Source organism: Pseudarthrobacter ribosi (assembly GCF_055412865.1).
In genome coordinates this window covers 77,389-97,739 of sequence record NZ_JBVAYZ010000005.1, presented here as the reverse complement: position 1 = coordinate 97,739, position 20,351 = coordinate 77,389, and the positions used below count along the sequence as shown (strand labels likewise).

Below are 20,351 nucleotides of genomic sequence, written 5' to 3'. Positions count from 1 at the left end.
GGCCCGCGGCAGCGGTACGGACGGGTAAACCCCGGGACCCACTCCGATGCCGCGGGCACCTGCCGTGTACAAATTGGCCGCAACCGGCCGAAAGATCCCAGGAAGAAGGGACGCACAGCAATGCGTTTTAATGACAAGGTTGTAGTGGTGACGGGCGCCGCCCAGGGGATTGGCGCCGTCGTCGCCCGAAAGATCGCCGCCGAGGGCGGCACCGTGGTGTTGGCGGACCGGTCCGAGCTGGTCAGTGAAGTGTGCGCGGAGCTCACGGCCAGCAATCTGCCTGCCCGGTATTATCTCTGCGACCTGGAAACCTATGCGGGCGCCGCGAACCTGATGGCCTACGCCGTGGCGGAGTTCGGACGCATCGACATCCTGATCAACAATGTTGGCGGCACCATCTGGACCAAGCCCTATGAGAACTACCAAGAGGAGGAGATCGAGGCTGAAGTGCGGCGCTCACTCTTCCCCACCCTGTGGTGTTGCCACGCCGTCCTGCCGCACATGATCGAGCGGACAGCAGGGGTGATCGTAAACGTCTCCTCGATAGCCACGCGCAGCATCAACCGCGTGCCGTACGCGGCGTCCAAGGGTGGGGTCAACGCCCTGACCGCGTCGCTGGCATTCGAGGCCGCTCCAATGGGCATCCGCGTCGTGGCCACCGCCCCCGGCGGCACAGAGGCCCCGCCGAGGAAGGTGCCGCGCAACTCCAACGCGCAGTCCGCCCAGGAAGAGATCTGGTACCAGCAGATCGTAGACCAGACCACCGAAAGCACCCTGTTCAAGCGCTACGGCACATTGGAAGAGCAGGCCGCTCCGATTTTGTTCATGGCCTCTGACGACGCCGGCTACATCACTGGCGTGGTGCTGCCCGTGGGCGGCGGGGACCTGGGGTAGCTCAGCCCGGCCCGGCCCAAGCATCATCCGCCACCCGCCGGGAAGCTACTCGGCCAAAATCGAGCGCTCCCCGAGAGCGGACCGCTCCCGAAAGGAGACTCAGATGACCCAGGACATCGTAGGGGCCGCTCGCACCCGAGAGTTGCGGCATGTCTTCGGCGCGTTCGCCGCCGGAGTCGCCGTGGTTACCACCCTGACCGAGGACGGCGTCCCGCACGGCGCCACCGCCAGCGCCTTCACCGCCGTTTCCCTCGATCCGCCGCTCGCCCAGGTCACCCTGCCCCGCACCTCGCGGGCCGCCCGGTATCTGGAAATTGCCCCGTTCACTATCAACATCCTGTCGATCGAACAGATGGACGTGGCCCGGCACTTCGACGGCGAAGTCCTCGACGAGGAACCGGCGTGGACCCTGGACGGCAACGCCCCGGTGCTCGCGAAGAACGCGGCCACTCTCGAATGCCGGCCGTGGAACATCTACGATGGCGGCGACCACATCATCGTCGTCGGCGAAGTCATCGGCATGGAAAACACCGGGCGCGAGCCGCTCCTGTTCTTCGGCGGTGAGATCCACCAGACAGGACGCTGTGTCGGGGGAGCCCGGTGGAATGTTTCCGGGGATGCCCCGGAACGGGGTTCGTTCGCCGGTTCCAGCTCCTTCAGGCCGCTGCACGTCCCGAAGCCGATGTAGCAGCCCGCACTGCCTCGCACCCGCGGAATCCGGCTGTTTTCCGGGCCCACAGCCGGTGGTGCACGCGGTCACCACGGCAAATAGCTTCCAGTCCTCGCCGACGACGCTCCGCGTCGTCTCGGGCATACGCAGGCCGGGGGAGATGGGGAACTTCCAATTTTACCGCCGGTACCGGGCTGCGGCGGGCCGGAATCCGGGTGAGCCTGCCCCCTGGGCCTTGTGACGGGCGTTGCCGCGGTTCTGTCCAGGCGGGCCTGACGGCACTAGAGTGGCACCAGCCGCCGCCAGCGGGGCGGACGCGGATCAAAGGAGATGTTGCGTGTTTTCGAGCCCGTTCCCCGATGTGGAAATTCCCGACGTTAGCCTATACGACTACCTTTTTGGCGGTCTGGAGGACGCGGACCTGGACCGGATCGCCGTCGTCGACGGTACGAGCGGCGCTGAGACCAGCTACCGGGCCCTCGTGGGGCAGATCGATGCCGTGGCCGGAGCCGTCGCGGCCCAGGGCCTGGGCGTCCACGGCGTCGCGGCGATCCTGTGTCCCAACGTCCCGGCGTTCGCCGTCGTCTTCCACGGACTGCTGCGGGCCGGCGCGACTGTCACGACCGTCAACTCCCTGTACACGGCGGACGAGATCGCCCTCCAGCTCGCCGACGCCGGCGCTCAGTGGCTGTTTACCGTCTCCGCCCTGCTCCCCGCGGCCCGGGAGGCCGCCAGCCGGGCCGGGATCCCGGCCGACCGGCTCGTCGTTCTCGACGGCGCCGCCGGGCATCCCTCGCTGCGCGACCTGCTGACGGCGGGCGCCCCGGCGCCGGACGTCAGCTTCGATCCGGCCACCCACGTGGCCGTGCTGCCCTATTCCTCCGGGACCACCGGCCGGCCCAAGGGGGTTATGCTCAGCCATCGCAACCTCGTGGCGAACGCGGAGCAGTCCCGCGGGCTGCTCAAGGTCACTCCGGAGGACCGCCTGCTGGCCCTGCTCCCGTTCTTCCACATCTACGGGCTGACCGTGCTGCTGAACCTGGCCCTGCGCCAGCGTGCCTGCCTGGTCACGATGCCGAAATTTGAGCTGGCCGAGTTCCTGCGGATCATCCAGGACCAGAAGTGCAGCTACCTGTTCATCGCACCGCCCGTGGCCGTGGCCCTGTCCAAGCACCCGATGGTTGCCGACTATGACCTTAGCTCCGTGCACACCACCCTGTCCGGCGCGGCACCGCTCGACGGCGAACTGGGCGGCAGGCTGGCGGTGCGCCTTGGTTGCCGCGTGCTGCAGGGCTACGGCATGACCGAGATGAGCCCCGTGTCCCACCTGATCCCGGTGGACGCCACGGAGCTGCCCGTCAGTTCGGTCGGCTACACCGTCCCCAATATGGACTGCAGGCTGCTGGATCCTGCCACCGGGGAAGAACTCGAGATTCCGGCCGAGGGCTCCAGCGCGCCCGGACACCTGCTGTGCCGCGGACCGAACGTGATGCTCGGCTACCTCAACCGGTCCGAGGAAACGGCCGACACCCTCGACGCCGACGGCTTCCTGCACACGGGGGACATCGCCACCGTCCGCGCCGACGGTGTGGTCACGATCGTGGACCGGCTCAAGGAACTGATCAAGTACAAGGGCTACCAGATCGCCCCGGCGGAGCTTGAGGCGCTGCTCCTCACCCACCCCGGCATCGCCGACGCCGCGGTGATCGGAACGCCCGACGCAGACGGCCAGGAGGTGCCGATGGCGTTTGTTGTGCGCCTGCCCGGGAACGACGCTGAAGGCCTCGACGAGGCTGCGGTGATGGACTATGTGGCGACCAGGGTGGCGCCCTTCAAGAAGATCCGCCGGGTCGAGTTCATTGACGCGGTGCCAAAGTCATCCTCCGGCAAGATCCTGCGCCGGATGCTCAAGACGGCGGGCGCAGCTACCGGATAAGCCCCGTCGCCCGGCTGACGCCAAATCGATCCGCCGGCCAACGAATGTGACGCAGCTAATCCGGGGCACCTTCCCCTACCGCGTATAGTTGGGAGTGGTCAGGACGCGGCCATTGGAACCCCATCGTGGAGCTACCGTGCAAGAGATTTCCCCCGTCCTGCCTTCTGCCGCCAAACGCGAACACGCGATTCGAATTGTGCCGCATACCCCGGCGCGGACCATCCGCCATAAGGCCGCTGACGTCCGCCGGCCCTCAGCGCCCGGCAAATTTGAAATTGTGCGAGTCGACGGGGGCGGGTTCCTCATCCGCATGCTCGACGGGAACGGGGCCGTGCTGGCCCGCTCCCGGGCCTACCCGGATATCGCCGCTGCGGTGCAAGGTGTCGAAGCCGTGCGGGAATGCGCTGCCGCGGCCCACATCTCGGACGAGACGGCGCGTTCCCCCGCCCCGGAGTCCCTTACCCCGCCGCTTCAGTAACGCGGTCGCCGCGACCGCCGACACGGATTTCCCGGCCCGGCGGCTGCCGATCACCATTGGGGGTGACCGGATGCCGTCATCAGTGCCAGCGAACTCCCGCCCTGCGGTCGCGGTTTGCGCCTATTCGGACACGTCCGTCTTGGCGATGTAGACGTCGCAGGGGGCGTTGTGGGCGACGGAGTTGGCAACGCTCCCGAGCACGCGGCCCAGACCCTTCATCCGCCGGTTGCCGACCACAATAAGCTGGGCGCCGGAACGGGCCGCTTCGTCGATCAGGGCCTCGGCAGGTTTGCCGCGGGCGGCGGCGTAGGTGACGTGAACCGCGGGCGTACGAAGGCTGTCGGCGACGCGGCGGGCAACCTTTTCGGCTTCCCCGGCGTCGGAGACGATCCACTTGTCACTGCCGCTGCCGAAGACCTCGGTCCGGTCGCTGTCGAACGCGCTGACCACATGCAGCGTGGCCCCGAGCGACGCGGCCAGGTCACGGGCGGTGTGCGCGGCCTTCAGGGCAGTCTCGCTGCCGTCGACGCCGACAACAATAATTCCGGTCATGAAGTGCTCCTTGGGTCAACGAAAGTCTTCGGCCGTGCACCGATGATTCAGGCTACAGGGCGGCGATGGCTTCCCGCAGGACCGGCGCCAGCCGGCGCACCCCTTCGCGGATGGACTCCGGCGGGACGGCGCTGAAGGCCAGCCGGATCTTGTTGGACGGGTCGTCGGAATGGGTAAAGGCCGCGCCCGGAATGAAGACCACCCCGGCGTCGATCGCTTTCTTCAGCAGCGGATAGGTGTCCACGCCATCGGGAAGCGTGACCCAGACGAAGAAGCCGCCCTCCGGGCGGGTCCAGCTCAGGCCCGGCGGCAGGTACTCGTCGAGGGCGGCCAGCATCGCGTCGCAGCGCTCCTTGTACAGCCCCCGGTACGTCTCGATCTGGCCGCGCCAGTCGTAGTCGCGGAGGTAGGCGGAGACGAGCATCTGGTTGAGGGTCGGCGGGCACAACGTGACAGCCTCCGACGCCAGATAATAGCGGCGCTGGAGGTGCGCCGGCACGAGCGCCCAGCCGATCCGCAGCCCGGGCGCGAAGATCTTCGAAAAGGACCCCATGTAGATCACGTCGTCCGGGTTGGCGGCCCGCAGCGGGGTGAGCGGTTTGCCGTCGAAGCGCAGCAGGCCGTAGGGGTTGTCCTCCAGCACCAGAATATTCGCATTTCGGCATATATCCACCACCTCCTGCCGCCGCTCGGCGGACAGGGTGATCCCGGAGGGGTTGTTGAAGCTCGGGATCGTGTACAGGAATTTGATGTTCTTGCCCGCAGTCTGCAGGGCGGCAATCCTGGCCTCCAGGAGGTCCGGGATGATGCCGTCGTCGTCCATCGGGACGGTGGCAACCTGGACCTGGTACGCCTCAAAGGTGTTCAGCGCGCCGACGTAGGTCGGATCCTCGACGAGCACCACGTCGCCGGGATTGCAGAAGACCTTGGTCGCCACGTCCTGTGCGGACTGTGATCCCGCCGTAATCACGACGTTCTCGGGCTTGGCGTCCAGGATTCCCTCCGCGGCCATGACTTCGCAGACCTGGGTCCGGAGTTCCTCGGTGCCCTGGCCGCCGCCGTACTGCAGCGCGGTCATCCCTTGTTCGGCGATGATCTTTGCGGCAGTCTGGCCCAGCCGTTCCAGTGGCAGGGACTGGAGATACGGGCTGCCGCCCGCCAGCGAGACGAGGCCGGGGCGCATCGAGATGTCGAAGACATCGCGGACTGCCGATTGCCTGATGTTTGCTGCGCGCTCCGAGAACAGGTCCTCGTGGCGGTGGGCGGACGTAGCCGCACGTTCGATTGCGTCAATTGCCTCGGCCGGGAGTACTTCTGCGGCGGCATCAAGTGTTTCGTGGGTCACATCTCCCAGAATACAACCCTTGTTGCTACAGGGGAAACGTTTGTTTTCACCGCCCCTACGAGTCCGCGGACGCGAAACACCCCCGGCCGCCGGAGGGCGGCCGGGGGTGTCCGGAGTGGAGCGGTGAACTACGCTGCGGAGGCGATGCGGGACACTTCCAGCGCCTCGAAGACGGCCTTGATCTGCTCCACAACCTCGGCGTCGTCCTTGGGGTGGACCTCGGCGAAGCGCACCATGGAACCCGGGACGGCCAGCTTGACGTCCCCGAGCACCCGGGCCCCGGCGATGCCGACGGCCTTGCGAGCCTCGTCCTGGGCCCACACTCCGCCGAACTGGCCGAAGGCGGTGCCGACGACGGCGGTCGGCTTGCCGCTCAGGGCGCCGGCGCCGAAGGGGCGGGACAGCCAGTCGATGGCGTTCTTGAGCGAGGCGGGCACGGTGCCGTTGTGCTCCGGAGTGACCAGGAGCAGGGTGTCGGCGTCGTTCGCGGCGGCGCGCAGGGCTGCTGCGGCGGCGGGAACCTGGCCTTCAATGTCGATGTCCTCGTTGTAGAACGGGATGTTGCCGAGGCTGTCGTGGATGAGAACCTCCACCTGCTCCGGGGCATTCAGCTGGATGGCCTCAGCCAGCTTCTGGTTGGTGGAATCGGCGCGAAGGCTGCCGACCAGGGTGAGAACGGTGTTCTTGGACATGTGAACTCCTAGGTGTCGCGCCGCGTGATGCTGCGGCTGGCTGATGATGGAGGCCATTCTGGCCTTCACAGATCAAAACGGACTGCGGTCCGCTTCTATTCCCCGGGACTAGAATGTGCGTTGTGAGCCTGATCCCAATCCGCCCGGGCCTGGAGCCTGAACGCCGCGACGCAGCCCGCAACCGCGAGCTGCTGCTCCGGGCTGCCCGCGAGCTCATCGAGGAATGCGGGGCGGACGGCCTGACCATGGGCACGCTGGCGCAGCGGGCCGGTGTGGGCAAGGGGACGGTGTTTCGCCGGTTTGGCAGCAGGGCCGGGCTGATGATGACCCTGCTCAGCGACGCGGAGGCCGGGTTCCAGGGGAGGTTCATGTTCGGCCCGCCGCCGCTGGGCCCCGGCGCTCCGCCGCTGGACAGGCTCGTCGCCTTCGGCGAGGAGCGGATCGCCTGGGTGCTGGAATTCGGCGAGCTGGCCCGGGCCGCGGACGTGTCGGCCTACAACCGGTTCGACGTACCGGCGGCCGTGCTCTGGCACCGGCATCTGGAGATGCTGCTGCGCGAAGCGGGCCTGACGGCCGACCCCTGGCTGATGGCCACCTCACTGAGTGCCGTCCTGGAACCGGAACGGATCCTGCACTCCGTCCGCGTGCACCAGATTGCCCCGGAGCGCCTCGCCGCATCCTGGCGCGAGCTCGTCTCGCGCGTGGTCCGCGGGGCCTAGGCGCACCCGGATTCCGGCCGGGGCCCAGCAAATCAATTCCCCGGAATTATTCATAACGATCTGATACCTGACTCGCGGAATGCCGGGTTCGTACGCGTTCGGCGGCGGTGTGCATGTGATAGTTTCCTCTGGAATGTGACCCGCAACATAGTCCACCAGGACTTGCCGAAAGGCCTGCGGGTGGGCCGGATACCCGCTGGCCAAGATCCCGGATCGGCAGCGGTGACCCCCTGCCGGATGGGGACTACGGAAGGATCAGTTGTGAATCTTGTCAGGAATCCTGCGCACGCCGAGGCAGAGAACACCGTTCCGGCGGCGGCAGCGCCCGCACACACAACGGCGACCCAGAACTAGCCGCCCCATGCTCCGATACCTCGCCAAACGTGCCGTCACGTATGTCTTCATGATCTTCCTGACGACCACCGCCGGGTACTTCCTGGCCGTGAACACCCTGCAGCCGGCGCTGCTGGAGCAGGAGCGGATCCCGCGGCCCACCCCCGAGCAGGTGGCCAACTCGTTCCGGCTCAAGGGCCTCGACCCGGAGCTCAGCGCGTGGGAGCGCTACGTTGAGTGGCTCACGGCGATCGTCACCCGCTGGGACTGGGGACGCAGCCCCAACGGCGCGTTCATCAACGCCGAATTCGGCGACCGGGTCTGGATCTCGACCCGGCTGTTCCTGGCCTCTATCATCCTGACCCTGATCATCGGCGTCGCCCTGGGTGTGTACACGGCAGCGCGGCAGTACAAGGCATCGGACCGGGTCATCACCTCCTACAGCTACCTCGTCTACATCGTGCCCGCGCCGATCGCCTACTTCCTGGTGCAGCTCGGTGCCATCAACATCAACGAGACGGTCGGGGAACGCATTTTCTTTGTCACCGGCATCTCCACGCCAGGGCTGGAGGGAGGCGGCTGGGTGCAGTTCGTGGACATGCTGGCGCACTACGCGGTGCCGACCTTCGCGATCACGATCGTGGGGTGGGGCACCTACCAGATCGCCCAACGCCAGTACCTCCTGGACAACGTCAACGCCGACTTCGTCCGGACGGCGCGGGCCAAGGGACTGACCCGGAACCAAGCCATCAGCCGCCACGCACTGCGGGTGTCCTTCATCCCCGTCGCGCAAAGCATCGCCTTCACCATCCCTGCGATCTTCGCCGGCGGCTTCTTCGCCGAGAAGATCTTCGCCTGGCACGGCGTCGGCTCCTGGAGCATTGACGCGATCGCCCTGCAGGACGTCAACGCCGCGACGGCGACCCTCGCCTACGGTTCCGTGATCTTCGCGATCGGCGCGATCCTCGCGGACTTCGCCACCACGCTGGTCGACCCGAGAGTGCGGGTGCAGTAACCATGACAAACCTCAACACCATCGACCCGGCCGCCGTCGCCGGCGAGGCGAAAATCGAGAACAACGACGTCGTCATCGCGAAGTCCTCGATCATCCTCCGCCGCTTCCTGCGTAACAAGACAGCCGTCGTCGGGCTGGTCATCTTCCTGGCCCTGACCCTGTTCTCCTTTGTCGGCGGCCTCTTCACCAGCTGGGACAAGGAGACGATCGACCCGTTCAACATCGGCATGCCGCCGTCGGCCGAGCACCTGCTGGGCACCTCCCAGGCCGGGATCGACCTTTACGCCCTGACCGTGGAGGGCACCCGGATCTCGATCCTGATCGGCCTCGTCGTGGGGCTGGTCTCGGTCCTGATCGCCGCGGTGTACGGCTGCACCATGGCCTACTTCGGCGGGAAGGTGGACAAGGTCATGCTGTTCGTCCTCGAAGCCCTGATCATGATGCCGGCCCTGCTGGTCGTCGCCGTGGCCACGAGCGGCGGCGGCAACGGCCTGCAAAAGTCCCTGCCCAGCTGGCTCCTGCTGATCATCGTGCTGCTGGTCTTCAGCTGGATGGGCACGGCCCGGCTCATCCGCTCGCTCTCGATGTCCCTCATGTCGCGCGACTTCGTCAAAGCGGCCCAGTACATGGGAATCCCGCCGCGGCGCATCGTCTGGCGGCACCTGGTCCCGAACATCGGCTCGCTGCTGGTCCTGGACATCACCCGCGGCATCACCGGCGCGATCCTGGCCGAGGTGGCATTCTCCTTCATCGGGATCGGCATCAAGGTCCCCGACGTCAGCCTGGGCGTGCTGATCGGCCAGGCCACCTCCCAGGTCTCCACCTTCCCGTGGATGTTCTGGGTCCCGCTGACCGTGATGTTCCTCCTGACCGGGTCGCTGGCCATGATGAACGACGGCCTGCGTGACGCGTTCGATCCCAGCTCCAGCTCCGTGGGCCGCGCCAAGAAGAGCGGCCCCGCGAAGAGTCAGTCCGGCAAGGCACGGAAGTCCGTACAGAAGAAGACCACATGAGCCACGAAATGACCGCCAGCACCGAAGCTGCCGACCTCTCCGCCGTCGAGCGCCTCCACATCGCCGGGCTGCACGCCGCAGGTGATGCCCCGGCGGATGCGGTGCTCTCCGTCCGGGACCTGAACGTCCGCTTCAACACGGAAAACGGGGAGGTCCACGCCGTCCGCGGCATCGACTTCGACCTCCGCGCAGGCAAGACGCTGGGGATCGTCGGCGAGTCGGGTTCCGGGAAGTCCGTCACCTCCATGGCCATCCTGGGCCTGTTGCCCCCGACGGCGGAGGTCACCGGTTCGGTCCGGCTCCAGGGCAAGGAACTGCTGGGACTCAGCGACAAGGCCATGTGCCGGCACCGCGGCAACGACATCGCCATGGTCTTCCAGGATCCGCTGTCCTCCCTGACCCCGGTCTACACGGTCGGCAACCAGATCATCGAGGCGCTCACGGTCCACAACCCCACCATGAGCAAGCAGGCCAAGGAGGCGCGCGCCGTCGAGCTTCTCGGCATGGTGGGCATCCCCAGTCCGAAGGACCGGCTCAAGGCTTTCCCGCATGAGTTCTCCGGCGGCATGCGCCAGCGCGTCATGATTGCCATCGCGATTGCCAACAACCCGCGCGTGCTGATCGCCGATGAGCCCACGACGGCGCTGGACGTCACCATCCAGGCGCAGGTCCTGGAGGTGCTGCACACCGCGCAGGAGGAGACCGGCGCCGCCGTCGTGATGATCACGCACGACCTCGGCGTCGTCGCCGGCATGGCGGACGACATCATGGTGATGTACGCCGGCAAGCCGGTGGAGACCGGCAGCGTCGACGACATCTACTACAACCCCCGGATGCCCTACACGATGGGCCTGCTCGGCGCGGTGCCGCGCGTTGACGTGGCCGAGAAGTCCTCGCTGGTGCCGATCGAGGGCATCCCGCCGAACCTCATCCACCCGCCGACGGGCTGTTCCTTCGCCCCGCGCTGCCCGCTGGTCAGCAACGCCTGCCTGCAGGGCGAGCCGGAGCTGTGGCCCGTTGCCGGGACCAGCCCTGACAGCGGCCTGCCGCATATGGCCGCCTGCATCAAGACCGACTCCCTCGGCCTGGAAGTGGACGTCCGCGAGGTCTTCAAGGCCCCGGCGGTTCCGGTGTCACGCTTTGACGCGATCCCGCGCGCGGAACGCCGGACCGTGCTGGAGCTCAGGGACGTCAAGAAGCACTTCCCGCTGATGAAGGGTGCCCTGCTCAAACGCCGGATCGGCACCGTCAAGGCGGTCGACGGGCTGAGCTTCGACATCCGCGAGGGCGAGTGCTTCTCGATCGTCGGCGAGTCCGGCTGCGGCAAAACCACCACCCTGCTGGAAATCATGGAGTTCCACAAGGACCAGGACGGCGAGGTGGTCATCGGCGGCCTCAGCAACAAGGAAGCCTCCGACGCAAGAACCAAGAGCGCCATGCGCAAGGAACTCCAGATGGTCTTCCAGGACCCCACCGGCGCCCTTGACCCGCGTTTCACCGTCTTTGAAGTGCTGTCCGAGCCGCTCGAGAACGCGGGCATGGCCAAGCCCCAGATCCGGAAGCGGATCATGGAGCTGATGGAGCTCGTAGGCCTCCAGCCGGACCACGTCAACCGCTTCCCCAACCAGTTCTCCGGCGGCCAGCGCCAGCGGATCGGCATCGCCCGCGCCCTGGCCGTGAACCCCAAACTGGTGGTCCTGGACGAGCCGGTGTCCGCCCTGGACGTGTCCGTCCAGGCCGGCGTCATCAACCTGCTGGACCAACTCCGCGCGGAACTCGGGCTGAGCTACCTGATGGTGGCCCACGATCTGTCCGTAGTCCGGCACATCTCCAACCGGGTGGCCGTGATGTACCTCGGCAAAATCGTGGAGATCGGCGACGTGGACAGGGTCTTCGACAATCCCCGCCACCCCTACACCCGGGCCCTGCTCTCCGCGATTCCGGTCCCCGACCCGGTCCTGGAACGCACCCGCGAACGCATCATCCTGCAGGGCGATCTGCCCTCGCCGCTGGAGGCGCCGACGGGCTGCAACTTCGCCACGCGCTGCCCGGTCTTCGCGGCACTGCCGCCGGCAAAGCAGGAGAAGTGCCTGTCCCTGGAGCCCGGGCTGCTGGCAGTCACGGACTCCCTGGAAACCGTCGGCGCCGGAGCCCCCGGACACCCGGCCGCCCCCGGCCATCCGGCGGCTCGCACAGACCAGCAATTCGCCTGTTTCTATCCCGACGGCGAACTGGACGCGGACATGCTTGTTGTCCACGAGACCACCTGACCCACCAGCTACACGCATCACAACCCGCACCAAAAGGAATGAAGGGGAACACATGAAGAATCTGACCAAGATCGGCGGCGTTACCGCCGTCGTTGCAGCGCTTGCGCTGACCGCTTGTGGCGGTGGCGGCGGCGCTGCACAGGGCCCGGAGACCGCCAAGGGCCAGGACGCGGGAAGTGACCTGGCCAAGCTGGTCAGCATCAACGCGAAGGAAGCCAAGGACCTGCAGCCGGGCGGCACCGTCACCCTGCCGCTGGGCAACATCGGTCCGGACTTCAACGGGTTCTCCAACAACGGCAACAGCGCGGACAACACCGCCCTGCACCGCCCGATCGACCAGGCCGGCACGTGGGGCTGCTGGAACTTCGACTTCGACGGCACCGCCACGCCGAACAAGGACTTCTGCGAGGACGTCAAGAGCGAGGTCAAGGACGGCAAGCAGACCATCACCATCAAGGTGAACGAGAAGGCCACCTATAACGACGGCACCCCGATCGACGTCAAGGCCTTCGAAAACACCTGGAACATGCTCAAGGGGGAGAACAAGGACATCGACATCGTCAGCTCCGGCTCGTACGAGTTCGTCGAGTCCGTCACGGCCGGGTCCAGCGACAAGGAAGTTGTTGTCACCACCACCCAGCCGGTCTACCCGCTGGATTCCCTGTTCACCGGGCTGATCCACCCGGCCGTGAACACCCCGGAAATCTTCAACGAAGGCTTCACCGGCGACATGCACCCGGAATGGATGGCCGGGCCGTTCAAGCTCGACCAGTACGACAGTGCCGCCAAGACGGTCACCCTCGCCCAGAACGACAAGTGGTGGGGCACCAAGCCGGTCCTGGAAAAGGTGGTCTTCCGCCAGCTGGAGAGCAGCGCCGCCATCGCCGCCTTCAAGAACGGTGAAATCGACGGCGTATCCGCCAACACCATCACCCCCTACAAGCAGCTCGACGGCACCAAGGACTCCGAGATCCGCCGCGGCCAGCGCCTCTTCGCCGGTGGACTGAACCTCAACGCGCAGAAGGCGCCGATGACCGACGCCGCCATCCGCAAGGCGATCTTCACCGCCGTCGACCGCGAAGCCCTGCGCAAGGTTCGCTTCAACGGCTTGAACTGGGAAGAAACCAGCTCCGGATCGATGATGCTGCTGCCGTTCTCCAAGCACTACCAGGACAACTACCCGGTCAAGGAAACCGGCGCCGAGGCCGCCAAGAAGGTCCTGACCGACGCCGGCTACACGGCCAACGCCGCGGGCATCATGGAAAAGGACGGCGTCCCCGCCGCCTTCAAGATCAGCAACTTCGGTGACGATCCCACCACCCTGGCGTTCGCGCAGACCCTGCAGAGCCAGCTCAAGGCCGGCGGCATGGATGTCGGCATTGACCAGCGCGCTTCCGCCGACTTCGGCAAGGTCCTGGGCAGCCGCGACTTCTTCATGAGCGTCTCCGGCTACACCGTGGGCGCCGACGCGACTGACGCCGTCAAGCAGTTCTACGATTCCAAGACGAACGAGAACGAACTGGGCGATGCCGAGCTGGACGCCGAGATCAAGAAGCTCTCCACCATCGCCGACAACGATGAGCGGAACAAGGCAGCCATGGAAGTTGAAAAGAAGCACATGGAGAAGTACTTCTCCATGGGTGTTGTGATGAACGGTCCGCAGATCTCCTTCGTGCGCACCGGCCTGGCCAACTACGGCCCGTCCCTGTTCAAGAGCCTCTCCCAGGTTCCGGACTGGACCACCATCGGCTGGGAAAAGAAGTAACACCACCCCCTTCCGACGCTCCCTCACCTTTGGCAGCATTTTGGGCGACGCTCCCTCACGTTTCGAGGGAGCGTCGCCTGAATTGTTGCGAAATCTGAGCGAGCGTCGAATGGGGATGCGGGGGTAGCGTGGGACCATGACAACAGACTCCAGCCGGCCTATCCGCACGGCCGTCGCCGGCTTCGGCCTCTCCGGCAGCGTTTTCCACGCCCCGCTGCTCGCCGCAGACCCCGCGTTTTCCGTCGAGGCGATCTCCACCTCCGACGCCGGCCGGCAGGCCACCGCCTCGACCCGGTACCCCGGCGCCCGCCTGGTGGGCACCCCGGCGGACATCCTCGAGCTCGCCGGCGAACTGGACCTGCTGGTCCTGGGAACCCCTCCGGCCACCCACTACCCGCTCGCGAAAGCCGCACTGGAAGCCGGACTCGACGTCGTCGTCGACAAACCGTTCACCGTGCGCAGCGCCGAAGGCGAGGAGCTCATCCAGCTCGCGGCCCGGCTGGGACGCGTGCTCACGGTCTTCCAGAACCGGCGCTGGGACGGCGACTACCTGACCGTCCAGGGCCTGCTGGAGAGCGGCGCGCTCGGCACTGTGACGCGGTTCGAATCCCGCTTCGAACGCTGGTCCCCGGAGGTCGCCAAGGCCTGGAAGGCGGCCGCGACGGCGGACGACGGCGGGGGCGTGCTCTTCGACCTCGGCACCCACCTGCTGGACCAGACGGTGCAGCTGTTCGGTCCGGCCACGGTCACCCACGCGGAATTGGCTGCGCGGCGGCCCGGCGAGATGACCGACGACGACGTGTTCCTGGCCCTGGAGCACGAATCCGGCGTGACGAGCCACCTGTGGATGAACATGCTCTGCGCCCAGCAGGGGCCGCGGTTCCGGCTGCTGGGCACTGCGGGCGGCTTCACCAAAAACGGCGTGGACCCGCAGGAGCCCTTCATCGTGGCCGGCGGCAGCCCGCTGGACCCGGACTATGGGGTCGAAGACCTGGACTGGGCCGGGCTGCTCGGCCGGGACGGCCACCTGGACCGGCTGCCCACCGAACGCGGCGCCTACCCGGAGTTCTACCGGCTGCTGGCCGCGAAGATCCACGACGGCGGGGCGGCCTCGGCGCTGCCGGTCCCGGTCGATCCGGCAGGTCCGGTCGAGGTGCTGCGGCTGATCGAGCAGGCCCGGGCGCTGGGCTAAAGCGGGTTAAACAGCGATCGGCTGCTCCGTAACCGCCGTTTTGGGGGTCCCAAAGGGCGGTTACGGAGCAGCCGATGCGGTTTCTGGCTATGCCGGAATCGGCGGGTGTTACGCGGAGACCAGCTCGTGCCAGTCGGCGACGAGGGGCAGGTTGTGCGCCTCGGAAACCGAGCGGTGCGCCACCTTGCCACCGGCGATGTTGAGGCCGGCGGCGAGGGCGGCATCGCGTTCAAACGCGGCCTTGACGCCCAGGTTGGCCAGGGCGACGGCGTAGCGCAGGGTGACGTTGGTCAGCGCGTAGGTCGAAGTGTTCGGCACAGCGCCCGGCATGTTGGCCACGCAGTAGAAGATCGTGCTGTGGACCTTGTACGTCGGTTCCTGGTGCGTGGTGGGGTGCGTATCCTCGAAGCAGCCGCCCTGGTCCACCGCGATGTCCACCAGCACGGAGCCCGGCTTCATCCGGGCAACGAGCTCGTTGGTGACCAGTTTCGGGGCCTTGGCGCCCGGGATCAGCACGGAGCCGATCACCAGGTCGGCGTCGACGACCGACTTCTCAATCTCGTACGCGTTGGACGCGACGGTCTTCAGTCGGCCCTGGTACTGGGCGTCCAGTTCGCGGAGGCGGTTGATGTTGATGTCCAGGATGGTGACGTCGGCGCCGAGGCCGAGGGCCATGGCGGCGGCGTTGGTGCCGGCAACACCCGCGCCGAGGACAACGACCTTGGCGGGGCGGACGCCCGGTACGCCGCCGAGCAGCACACCTTTGCCGCCGGCCGGAGCCATCAACGAGGTGGCGCCGACCTGGACGGAGAGACGGCCGGCAACCTCGGACATCGGGGCGAGCAGCGGCAGGGTGCGGCCCTCCTGGACAGTCTCGTAGGCGATGGCGGTGACGCCGGAGTTGATGAGCTGCTGGGTCAGTTCCGGCTCGGCGGCCAGGTGCAGGTAGGTGAAGAGGATCAGGCCCTTGCGGAAGCGGTGGTATTCGGCCTTGACCGGCTCCTTGACCTTCATGACCATGTCGGCGCGGGCCCAGACGTCATCGGCTTCGACGACGATCTCGGCCCCGGCGATGGCATATTCCTCGTCCGTGATGCCCGAGCCCAGGCCCGCGCCGCGCTCCACGAGGACCGAGTGGCCGTGGGTGCGGAATTCGTGCACGCCGGCGGCCGTGATGGCGACGCGGAATTCATTGTTCTTGATCTCTTTGGGGACACCGATGATCATTTATGGGCTCCAATGCTGGCGGCCTTGTGGGCCTGCGTATTCGGGGAAGTCGTACTTCCAGAATAAATCCGGCTGTGAGGCACGTGACAGGCGCCGCCTCGCGGCAACGGCCGCTTTCCGCGGAATTCCGGGCTTTTCCAAATACCGGACTGGACATTTGTCGACCCGGCAAGCGTCAGGTGTCGCCTGCTGTCCGTTGGGGCGGTGTTCGCCGCGGCGTTTCCAGGGGAGGTGGCATCGGCAGTAGTGTTGCAGCATGCAGCAGCAGGACGTCGAACAGCTTGTGGAGCAAGTCGCACTGCAACTGGGCCGCGGGCTCTCACTCGAGGATCTCGACGGCCAACTGCTCGCCTACAGCTCAAACCAGTCGCACGCCGACCGGGTCCGGGTGAACTTCCTGCTCAGCAAGCGCGTCCCGGTGGACGTCAGCGCCTGGCAGCTCTCGCACGGGATCGCGACGGCGGTCCGCCCGGTGGTCGTGCCGGCCAACGCGGAGCTCGGAATGCTGGGCCGGGTCTGCGTTCCCCTGCTGGTGCGGGGCTTCCGGGTGGGATACCTCTGGGTCCAGCTCGACGCCGATGAGCCGAACGCGACAACGGTCCTCGCCCAGCTGCCCGAGGTTGCCCGCGAGCTGGAGCAGCTCTCGGCCCTGCTGCTGGAGTCCAACACCGCGGAATCCGAGTTCCGCCGCCGCCGCGAACAGGAATTCCTGGCCGCCTGCCGCGGCGAGTCCAACGCCGTCGCGGCCGTCGCCGGCTGGAAGGAAGTCCAGGGGCGCGGACCCTGGCAGCTGGTGACGGTACTGGATGCGGACGGCTGGGCGGAAGGCTCGGACCCGATCGCTTCCACGCTGGTCCACCGCTCCGCCGCCCTGCAGGCCACCATCGGCGTGGACGCCACACTGTTCAGCGCCGGCACGGAGACCCACGCCGTCGTCTTGTTCAGGGAATCGACCGGCCGCGCCAACCACGCCCAGGTGCTGGTCCATTACCAGCTGGAGCTGGCCAAGCGGACCGGCCGTCCGGTCCACCGGATCATCCTGGGAACCTCCGAGGGCTTCGCGCGGCCGCGGGAACTTGCCGACGCGTACCGGCAGTCCCGGCAGGCCGCGCAGGCCGCTGCGGTGGATCCCCAGCTGGGAGAACTCGTGGACTGCCGCGCCACCGGGATCTACCAGCTGCTGGCCTCGGCCGGCGGCGGTGCGGGGGCGTGGGCGGACGCGGGCTCGGTCTATTTCCGCCTCCTGGAGGACCACGACCGGAACCAGGAGCTGCTGCCGGTGCTGGAGCTGTTCTATGACAATGACGGATCAGTCCAGGAAGTCGCGGACAAGCTGCACCTGCACCGGAGCAGCATCTACAACCGGCTCGGCCGGATACGCCAGCTGCTCGGCGTCGACCCGCTCAAGGGGATGGTGCGGCTGGAACTCCACGCGGCGCTGAAGGCGCGGCGCTGGGCAGCGCGCCCCAGGATATAGGAGCCCGCTGGCTTAGGTGCCGCGGCCCTCGCGTTTGGGCTGCTCGGCCTCGAGTCGCCGATCCGGTGCGGAGCCGGCATCGTCGGCCTCCCGCACTGCTTCCCGCCCGCTTTCTCGCGCCGTATCCAGCGCTCCTTCCCGCGCTCGTTGTCTCCTGCGGAGCGTGATCCGGCTGTCCATCCACATGGAGACGGCCACAAACACAACACAGCTGGACATAAAAGCCGCGGTATTGTTCAGCCCCATGGAGTTTCCGAGAATGCCCGTGAGCACCATGGCGGCAATGCCAGCCACGATGTGCCACCCTCTGAACTTACCCACAAGCCAAGCGTAACCCCGGCCTTCTCCGCGTTTCCGCGCAGGGCCGGGATCGTTGTTTGATCCTTATCACGCCGTCACGAAGCATCCGCGGCACCGTCATCCCCGTGGCCCGGAGCACCGTCCGCGGTACTGTTCTTCTTCTGCTTTTCCAGCCAGGCTATGACGTCGGCGAGCCGGATCCGCCGGTGTGTGCCACGGTATTCCACCGGGATTTCGCCGCGGTCCGTCATGTTCCGCAGGTAGGTGTGCGAGATCCCGGCCAGCTCGGCCGCCCGGGACGTGGTCAGCATTTCCTCGACGCTGCTGACCGACACCGCCTCGCCCCGGCTGAAGCGCGCCAGCAGGTCCACGACGGCGTCCCGCGCCTGGGGCGGCAACCGGTGGACGGTGCCGTCGACGAACACCGTGATGTCGTCGCTGCCTTGCAGGGCGTACCGGAGTTTCTGCGCGTCCTCAGCCGGAAGGACGGACGTCACCCGGGGAGCAATCAGTGTCATGGAGTGCATCCTAGCGCCCCCTGATCGGCCCCACACCACCTCTGCCTGCTGTGGCGCTACAGACCGAGCTCCTCGAGGACCGGCAGCTTCGCCCGGACCCAGGCGCGGGCCTCGGTGGCGCTCGGTGCGGAGAGGGCCAGTTTGGCCAGTTCCTGCGCCTCGGCCAGAGTGACGGTCTTCAGCACGGCCGCCACGGCGGCGAGGGACCGGGCCGTCATGGATAGGGTCGAGACGCCGAGCCCGGTGAGAACGACGGCGAGGGCCGGATCCGCGGCGGCCTCGCCGCAGACACCGACCGGTTTGTCGTGGCCCTCCGCGACGGAACCCTCCACGGTCAGGCCGACGAGCCGGAGCACGGCGGGCTGCCACGGGGTGTTCAGCGCCGCGAGCGGGCCGAGCTGGCGGTCGGCGGCCATGGCGTACTGGGTGAGGTCGTTGGTGCCAAGGCTCGCGAACGCCACCTCCCGGAGGATGGCCTCGGCCGTGAGTGCCGCGGACGGGACCTCCACCATGACGCCGGGGGTCTTGATCCCGGCCTCGGCGCACAGGGTGGCGAAGCGGGCAGCCTCCTCCGCGGTGGAAATCATCGGCGCCATCACCCAGACGTCCGCCTCGGACTCCTGCTCGGCCCGGGCGATGGCCTGCAGCTGGCGTTCCAGCACACCCGGCGTGGTGAAATCGGTGCGGTACCCGCGGACCCCGAGGGCGGGGTTGGGTTCCGTGGCGTCGGTGAGGAAGGGCAGCGGCTTGTCCGCGCCGGCGTCGAGCGTCCGAAGCACCACCTTCTTGCCCGGGAACGCGTCGAAGACGCCCTTGTAGGCGGCGGCCTGTTCGTCCACGGTGGGCTCGGTGTCCCGCTCCAGGAAACAGAACTCGGTCCGGAACAGCCCCACCCCCTGCGCGTTCAGCTTGGCTGCGGCCACGGCATCCTTGCCCCCGCCGACGTTGGCGAGCAGCGGTACAAGGTGGCCGTCCGCCGTCGCGCCGGTGCCGTCAAAGTCCGCCAGCAGCGAGGCCGTTGCGGCCCAGTGTTCGGCGGCGGCGCGCTGCGAGTCATCCGGGTCCACGGTGATCAGGCCGGCGGCGCCGTCCACATAGACCTCGGTTCCGTCCGGAACCTGGTCGACGCCGGTCGCGGCCACGACGGCGGGGAGGCCCAGTGAGCGGGCAATGATCGCGGTGTGGGACTGCGGTCCGCCGCCGGCGGTGAGCAGCGCCAGGATCTTCTCCGGATCCAGGGTGGCGGTGTCCGCCGGGGCGAGATCCTCGGCGATCAGGATGAACGGGGTAGGGGAGGAGGGGATGCCCGGGGCCGGGACGCCGCGCAGTTCGGCCACGATCCGGGCCCGGACGTCCAGGACGTCGGTGGCCCGCTCCGCCATGTAGCCGCCCAGGTTGTGCAGCATTTCCGAGACGGAGGCGCCGGCCTCCCAGATGGCACGCTGGCCGGAGGCTCCGCGGCCGATCAGTTTGGCGGCGGACTTCAGGAGCATCGTGTCCGTCGCCATCAGGGCCGTGGCTTCCAGGACGGCCTTGCCGTCGCCGCTGACCGTCTCGGCCCGGGCCTTCAGCTCATCGTGGACGGCCTTCGCCGCCGTCTTCAGTGCCGCGGTCGCCTCCTCGGCCGTGACGCCGGCCGGCAATTGCTCCCCGGCGGGCGGTTCGCTGACGGGTTTGGGCATCTGCCGGATGGTTCCGATGATGCGGCCGGGGCTGACGCCTACTCCTGGGAAGTTCTGCACTGAAGGTCCTCATTCTCTGCCGTGGGCCGGTAAGCCGGTGAGTCAGGTACCGCCGGAGCCGGTCGTCCGATCCGGGCCGGACGATCCGGCCCGGATTTCTGGATCGGACGGTCGGCCCGGCCTGCCGACAGCTACGTCGGCGGGCGGATCCGGTACCTGAAAAAATTGTATGTGATGCACTTCATATAGCGTTGCTATAGGTGCTAGGGTAGC

18 protein-coding genes are annotated in these 20,351 nt (G+C 67.3%); 11 read left to right on the top strand and 7 right to left on the bottom strand.

What is annotated here, in order from left to right; all coding sequences use genetic code 11:
• Positions 1-120: 120 nt before the first annotated feature.
• From ACZYZ5_RS06965 to ACZYZ5_RS06950, 4 genes are all read left to right on the top strand, one after another.
• Positions 121-894, top strand: a complete 774-nt coding sequence (locus tag ACZYZ5_RS06965) for a 1,6-dihydroxycyclohexa-2,4-diene-1-carboxylate dehydrogenase (RefSeq protein ID WP_463900367.1) — start codon at positions 121-123, stop codon at positions 892-894.
• Positions 895-997: 103 nt separating this feature from the next.
• On the top strand, positions 998-1,582 hold the full coding sequence (locus tag ACZYZ5_RS06960) for a flavin reductase family protein (RefSeq protein ID WP_463900364.1): 585 nt from the start codon (positions 998-1,000) through the stop codon (positions 1,580-1,582).
• Between the two features lie 319 nt (positions 1,583-1,901).
• A complete protein-coding gene (locus ACZYZ5_RS06955; protein WP_463900362.1) occupies positions 1,902-3,500 on the top strand; it encodes an AMP-binding protein in 1,599 nt (532 codons plus the stop codon).
• A 136-nt stretch (positions 3,501-3,636) separates the two neighbouring features.
• Entirely contained in the window at positions 3,637-3,978 is a 342-nt protein-coding gene (locus ACZYZ5_RS06950; RefSeq protein ID WP_463900361.1) for a YegP family protein, read from the top strand.
• A gap of 120 nt (positions 3,979-4,098) precedes the next feature.
• Here ACZYZ5_RS06950 and ACZYZ5_RS06945 read toward each other — a convergent pair whose 3' ends face one another.
• The 3 genes from ACZYZ5_RS06945 to ACZYZ5_RS06935 form a co-directional block, all read right to left on the bottom strand.
• A complete protein-coding gene (locus ACZYZ5_RS06945) occupies positions 4,099-4,530 on the bottom strand; it encodes a universal stress protein (RefSeq protein WP_463900358.1) in 432 nt (143 codons plus the stop codon).
• A 52-nt stretch (positions 4,531-4,582) separates the two neighbouring features.
• On the bottom strand, positions 4,583-5,875 hold the full coding sequence (locus tag ACZYZ5_RS06940) for an aminotransferase-like domain-containing protein (protein WP_463900356.1): 1,293 nt from the start codon (positions 5,873-5,875) through the stop codon (positions 4,583-4,585).
• Between the two features lie 128 nt (positions 5,876-6,003).
• Positions 6,004-6,567, bottom strand: a complete 564-nt coding sequence (locus ACZYZ5_RS06935; protein ID WP_463900355.1) for an NAD(P)H-dependent oxidoreductase — start codon at positions 6,565-6,567, stop codon at positions 6,004-6,006.
• A 122-nt stretch (positions 6,568-6,689) separates the two neighbouring features.
• Here ACZYZ5_RS06935 and ACZYZ5_RS06930 point away from each other — a divergent pair, with 122 nt between their 5' ends.
• The 6 genes from ACZYZ5_RS06930 (at position 6,690) to ACZYZ5_RS06905 (ending at position 14,874) form a co-directional block, all read left to right on the top strand.
• A complete protein-coding gene (locus ACZYZ5_RS06930) occupies positions 6,690-7,286 on the top strand; it encodes a TetR/AcrR family transcriptional regulator (protein ID WP_463900353.1) in 597 nt (198 codons plus the stop codon).
• Positions 7,287-7,647: 361 nt separating this feature from the next.
• The gene (locus ACZYZ5_RS06925) at positions 7,648-8,634 is read left to right on the top strand and encodes an ABC transporter permease (RefSeq protein WP_463900351.1); all 987 of its coding nucleotides are present in this window, start codon (positions 7,648-7,650) and stop codon (positions 8,632-8,634) included.
• A 2-nt stretch (positions 8,635-8,636) separates the two neighbouring features.
• Positions 8,637-9,647, top strand: a complete 1,011-nt coding sequence (locus ACZYZ5_RS06920; RefSeq protein ID WP_463900349.1) for an ABC transporter permease — start codon at positions 8,637-8,639, stop codon at positions 9,645-9,647.
• Positions 9,644-11,917: an ABC transporter ATP-binding protein gene (locus ACZYZ5_RS06915; protein WP_463900347.1), complete on the top strand. Its 2,274-nt coding sequence runs from the start codon at positions 9,644-9,646 to the stop codon at positions 11,915-11,917. The genes ACZYZ5_RS06920 and ACZYZ5_RS06915 overlap by 4 nt, the downstream gene beginning before the upstream one ends.
• Before the next feature lie 52 nt (positions 11,918-11,969).
• Positions 11,970-13,682: an ABC transporter family substrate-binding protein gene (locus ACZYZ5_RS06910; protein WP_463900344.1), complete on the top strand. Its 1,713-nt coding sequence runs from the start codon at positions 11,970-11,972 to the stop codon at positions 13,680-13,682.
• Positions 13,683-13,818: 136 nt separating this feature from the next.
• On the top strand, positions 13,819-14,874 hold the full coding sequence (locus tag ACZYZ5_RS06905) for a Gfo/Idh/MocA family protein (RefSeq protein ID WP_463900341.1): 1,056 nt from the start codon (positions 13,819-13,821) through the stop codon (positions 14,872-14,874).
• Between the two features lie 108 nt (positions 14,875-14,982).
• On the opposite strand, the gene ald is transcribed toward ACZYZ5_RS06905, so the two are convergent.
• Positions 14,983-16,101, bottom strand: coding sequence for an alanine dehydrogenase (gene ald / locus ACZYZ5_RS06900; RefSeq protein WP_463900338.1), 1,119 nt, complete (start codon positions 16,099-16,101; stop codon positions 14,983-14,985).
• Positions 16,102-16,357: 256 nt separating this feature from the next.
• Between ald and ACZYZ5_RS06895 the strand changes: the two genes are divergently transcribed.
• Positions 16,358-17,578, top strand: coding sequence for a PucR family transcriptional regulator (locus tag ACZYZ5_RS06895; RefSeq protein ID WP_463900335.1), 1,221 nt, complete (start codon positions 16,358-16,360; stop codon positions 17,576-17,578).
• A gap of 12 nt (positions 17,579-17,590) precedes the next feature.
• On the opposite strand, the gene ACZYZ5_RS06890 is transcribed toward ACZYZ5_RS06895, so the two are convergent.
• The 3 genes from ACZYZ5_RS06890 to ptsP all read right to left on the bottom strand — a co-directional run bounded on the left by ACZYZ5_RS06890 (position 17,591) and on the right by ptsP (position 20,138).
• Positions 17,591-17,872, bottom strand: coding sequence for a hypothetical protein (locus ACZYZ5_RS06890; RefSeq protein ID WP_463900333.1), 282 nt, complete (start codon positions 17,870-17,872; stop codon positions 17,591-17,593).
• Positions 17,873-17,973: 101 nt separating this feature from the next.
• Complete coding sequence (locus tag ACZYZ5_RS06885; RefSeq protein WP_463900331.1) at positions 17,974-18,396, bottom strand: helix-turn-helix domain-containing protein; 423 nt, start codon at positions 18,394-18,396, stop codon at positions 17,974-17,976.
• Between the two features lie 56 nt (positions 18,397-18,452).
• Positions 18,453-20,138 carry a phosphoenolpyruvate--protein phosphotransferase gene (ptsP, locus tag ACZYZ5_RS06880; protein WP_463900329.1) on the bottom strand — a complete coding sequence of 562 codons (1,686 nt, stop codon included), beginning with the start codon at positions 20,136-20,138 and terminating at the stop codon, positions 18,453-18,455.
• Between the last annotated feature and the right edge of the window lie 213 nt (positions 20,139-20,351).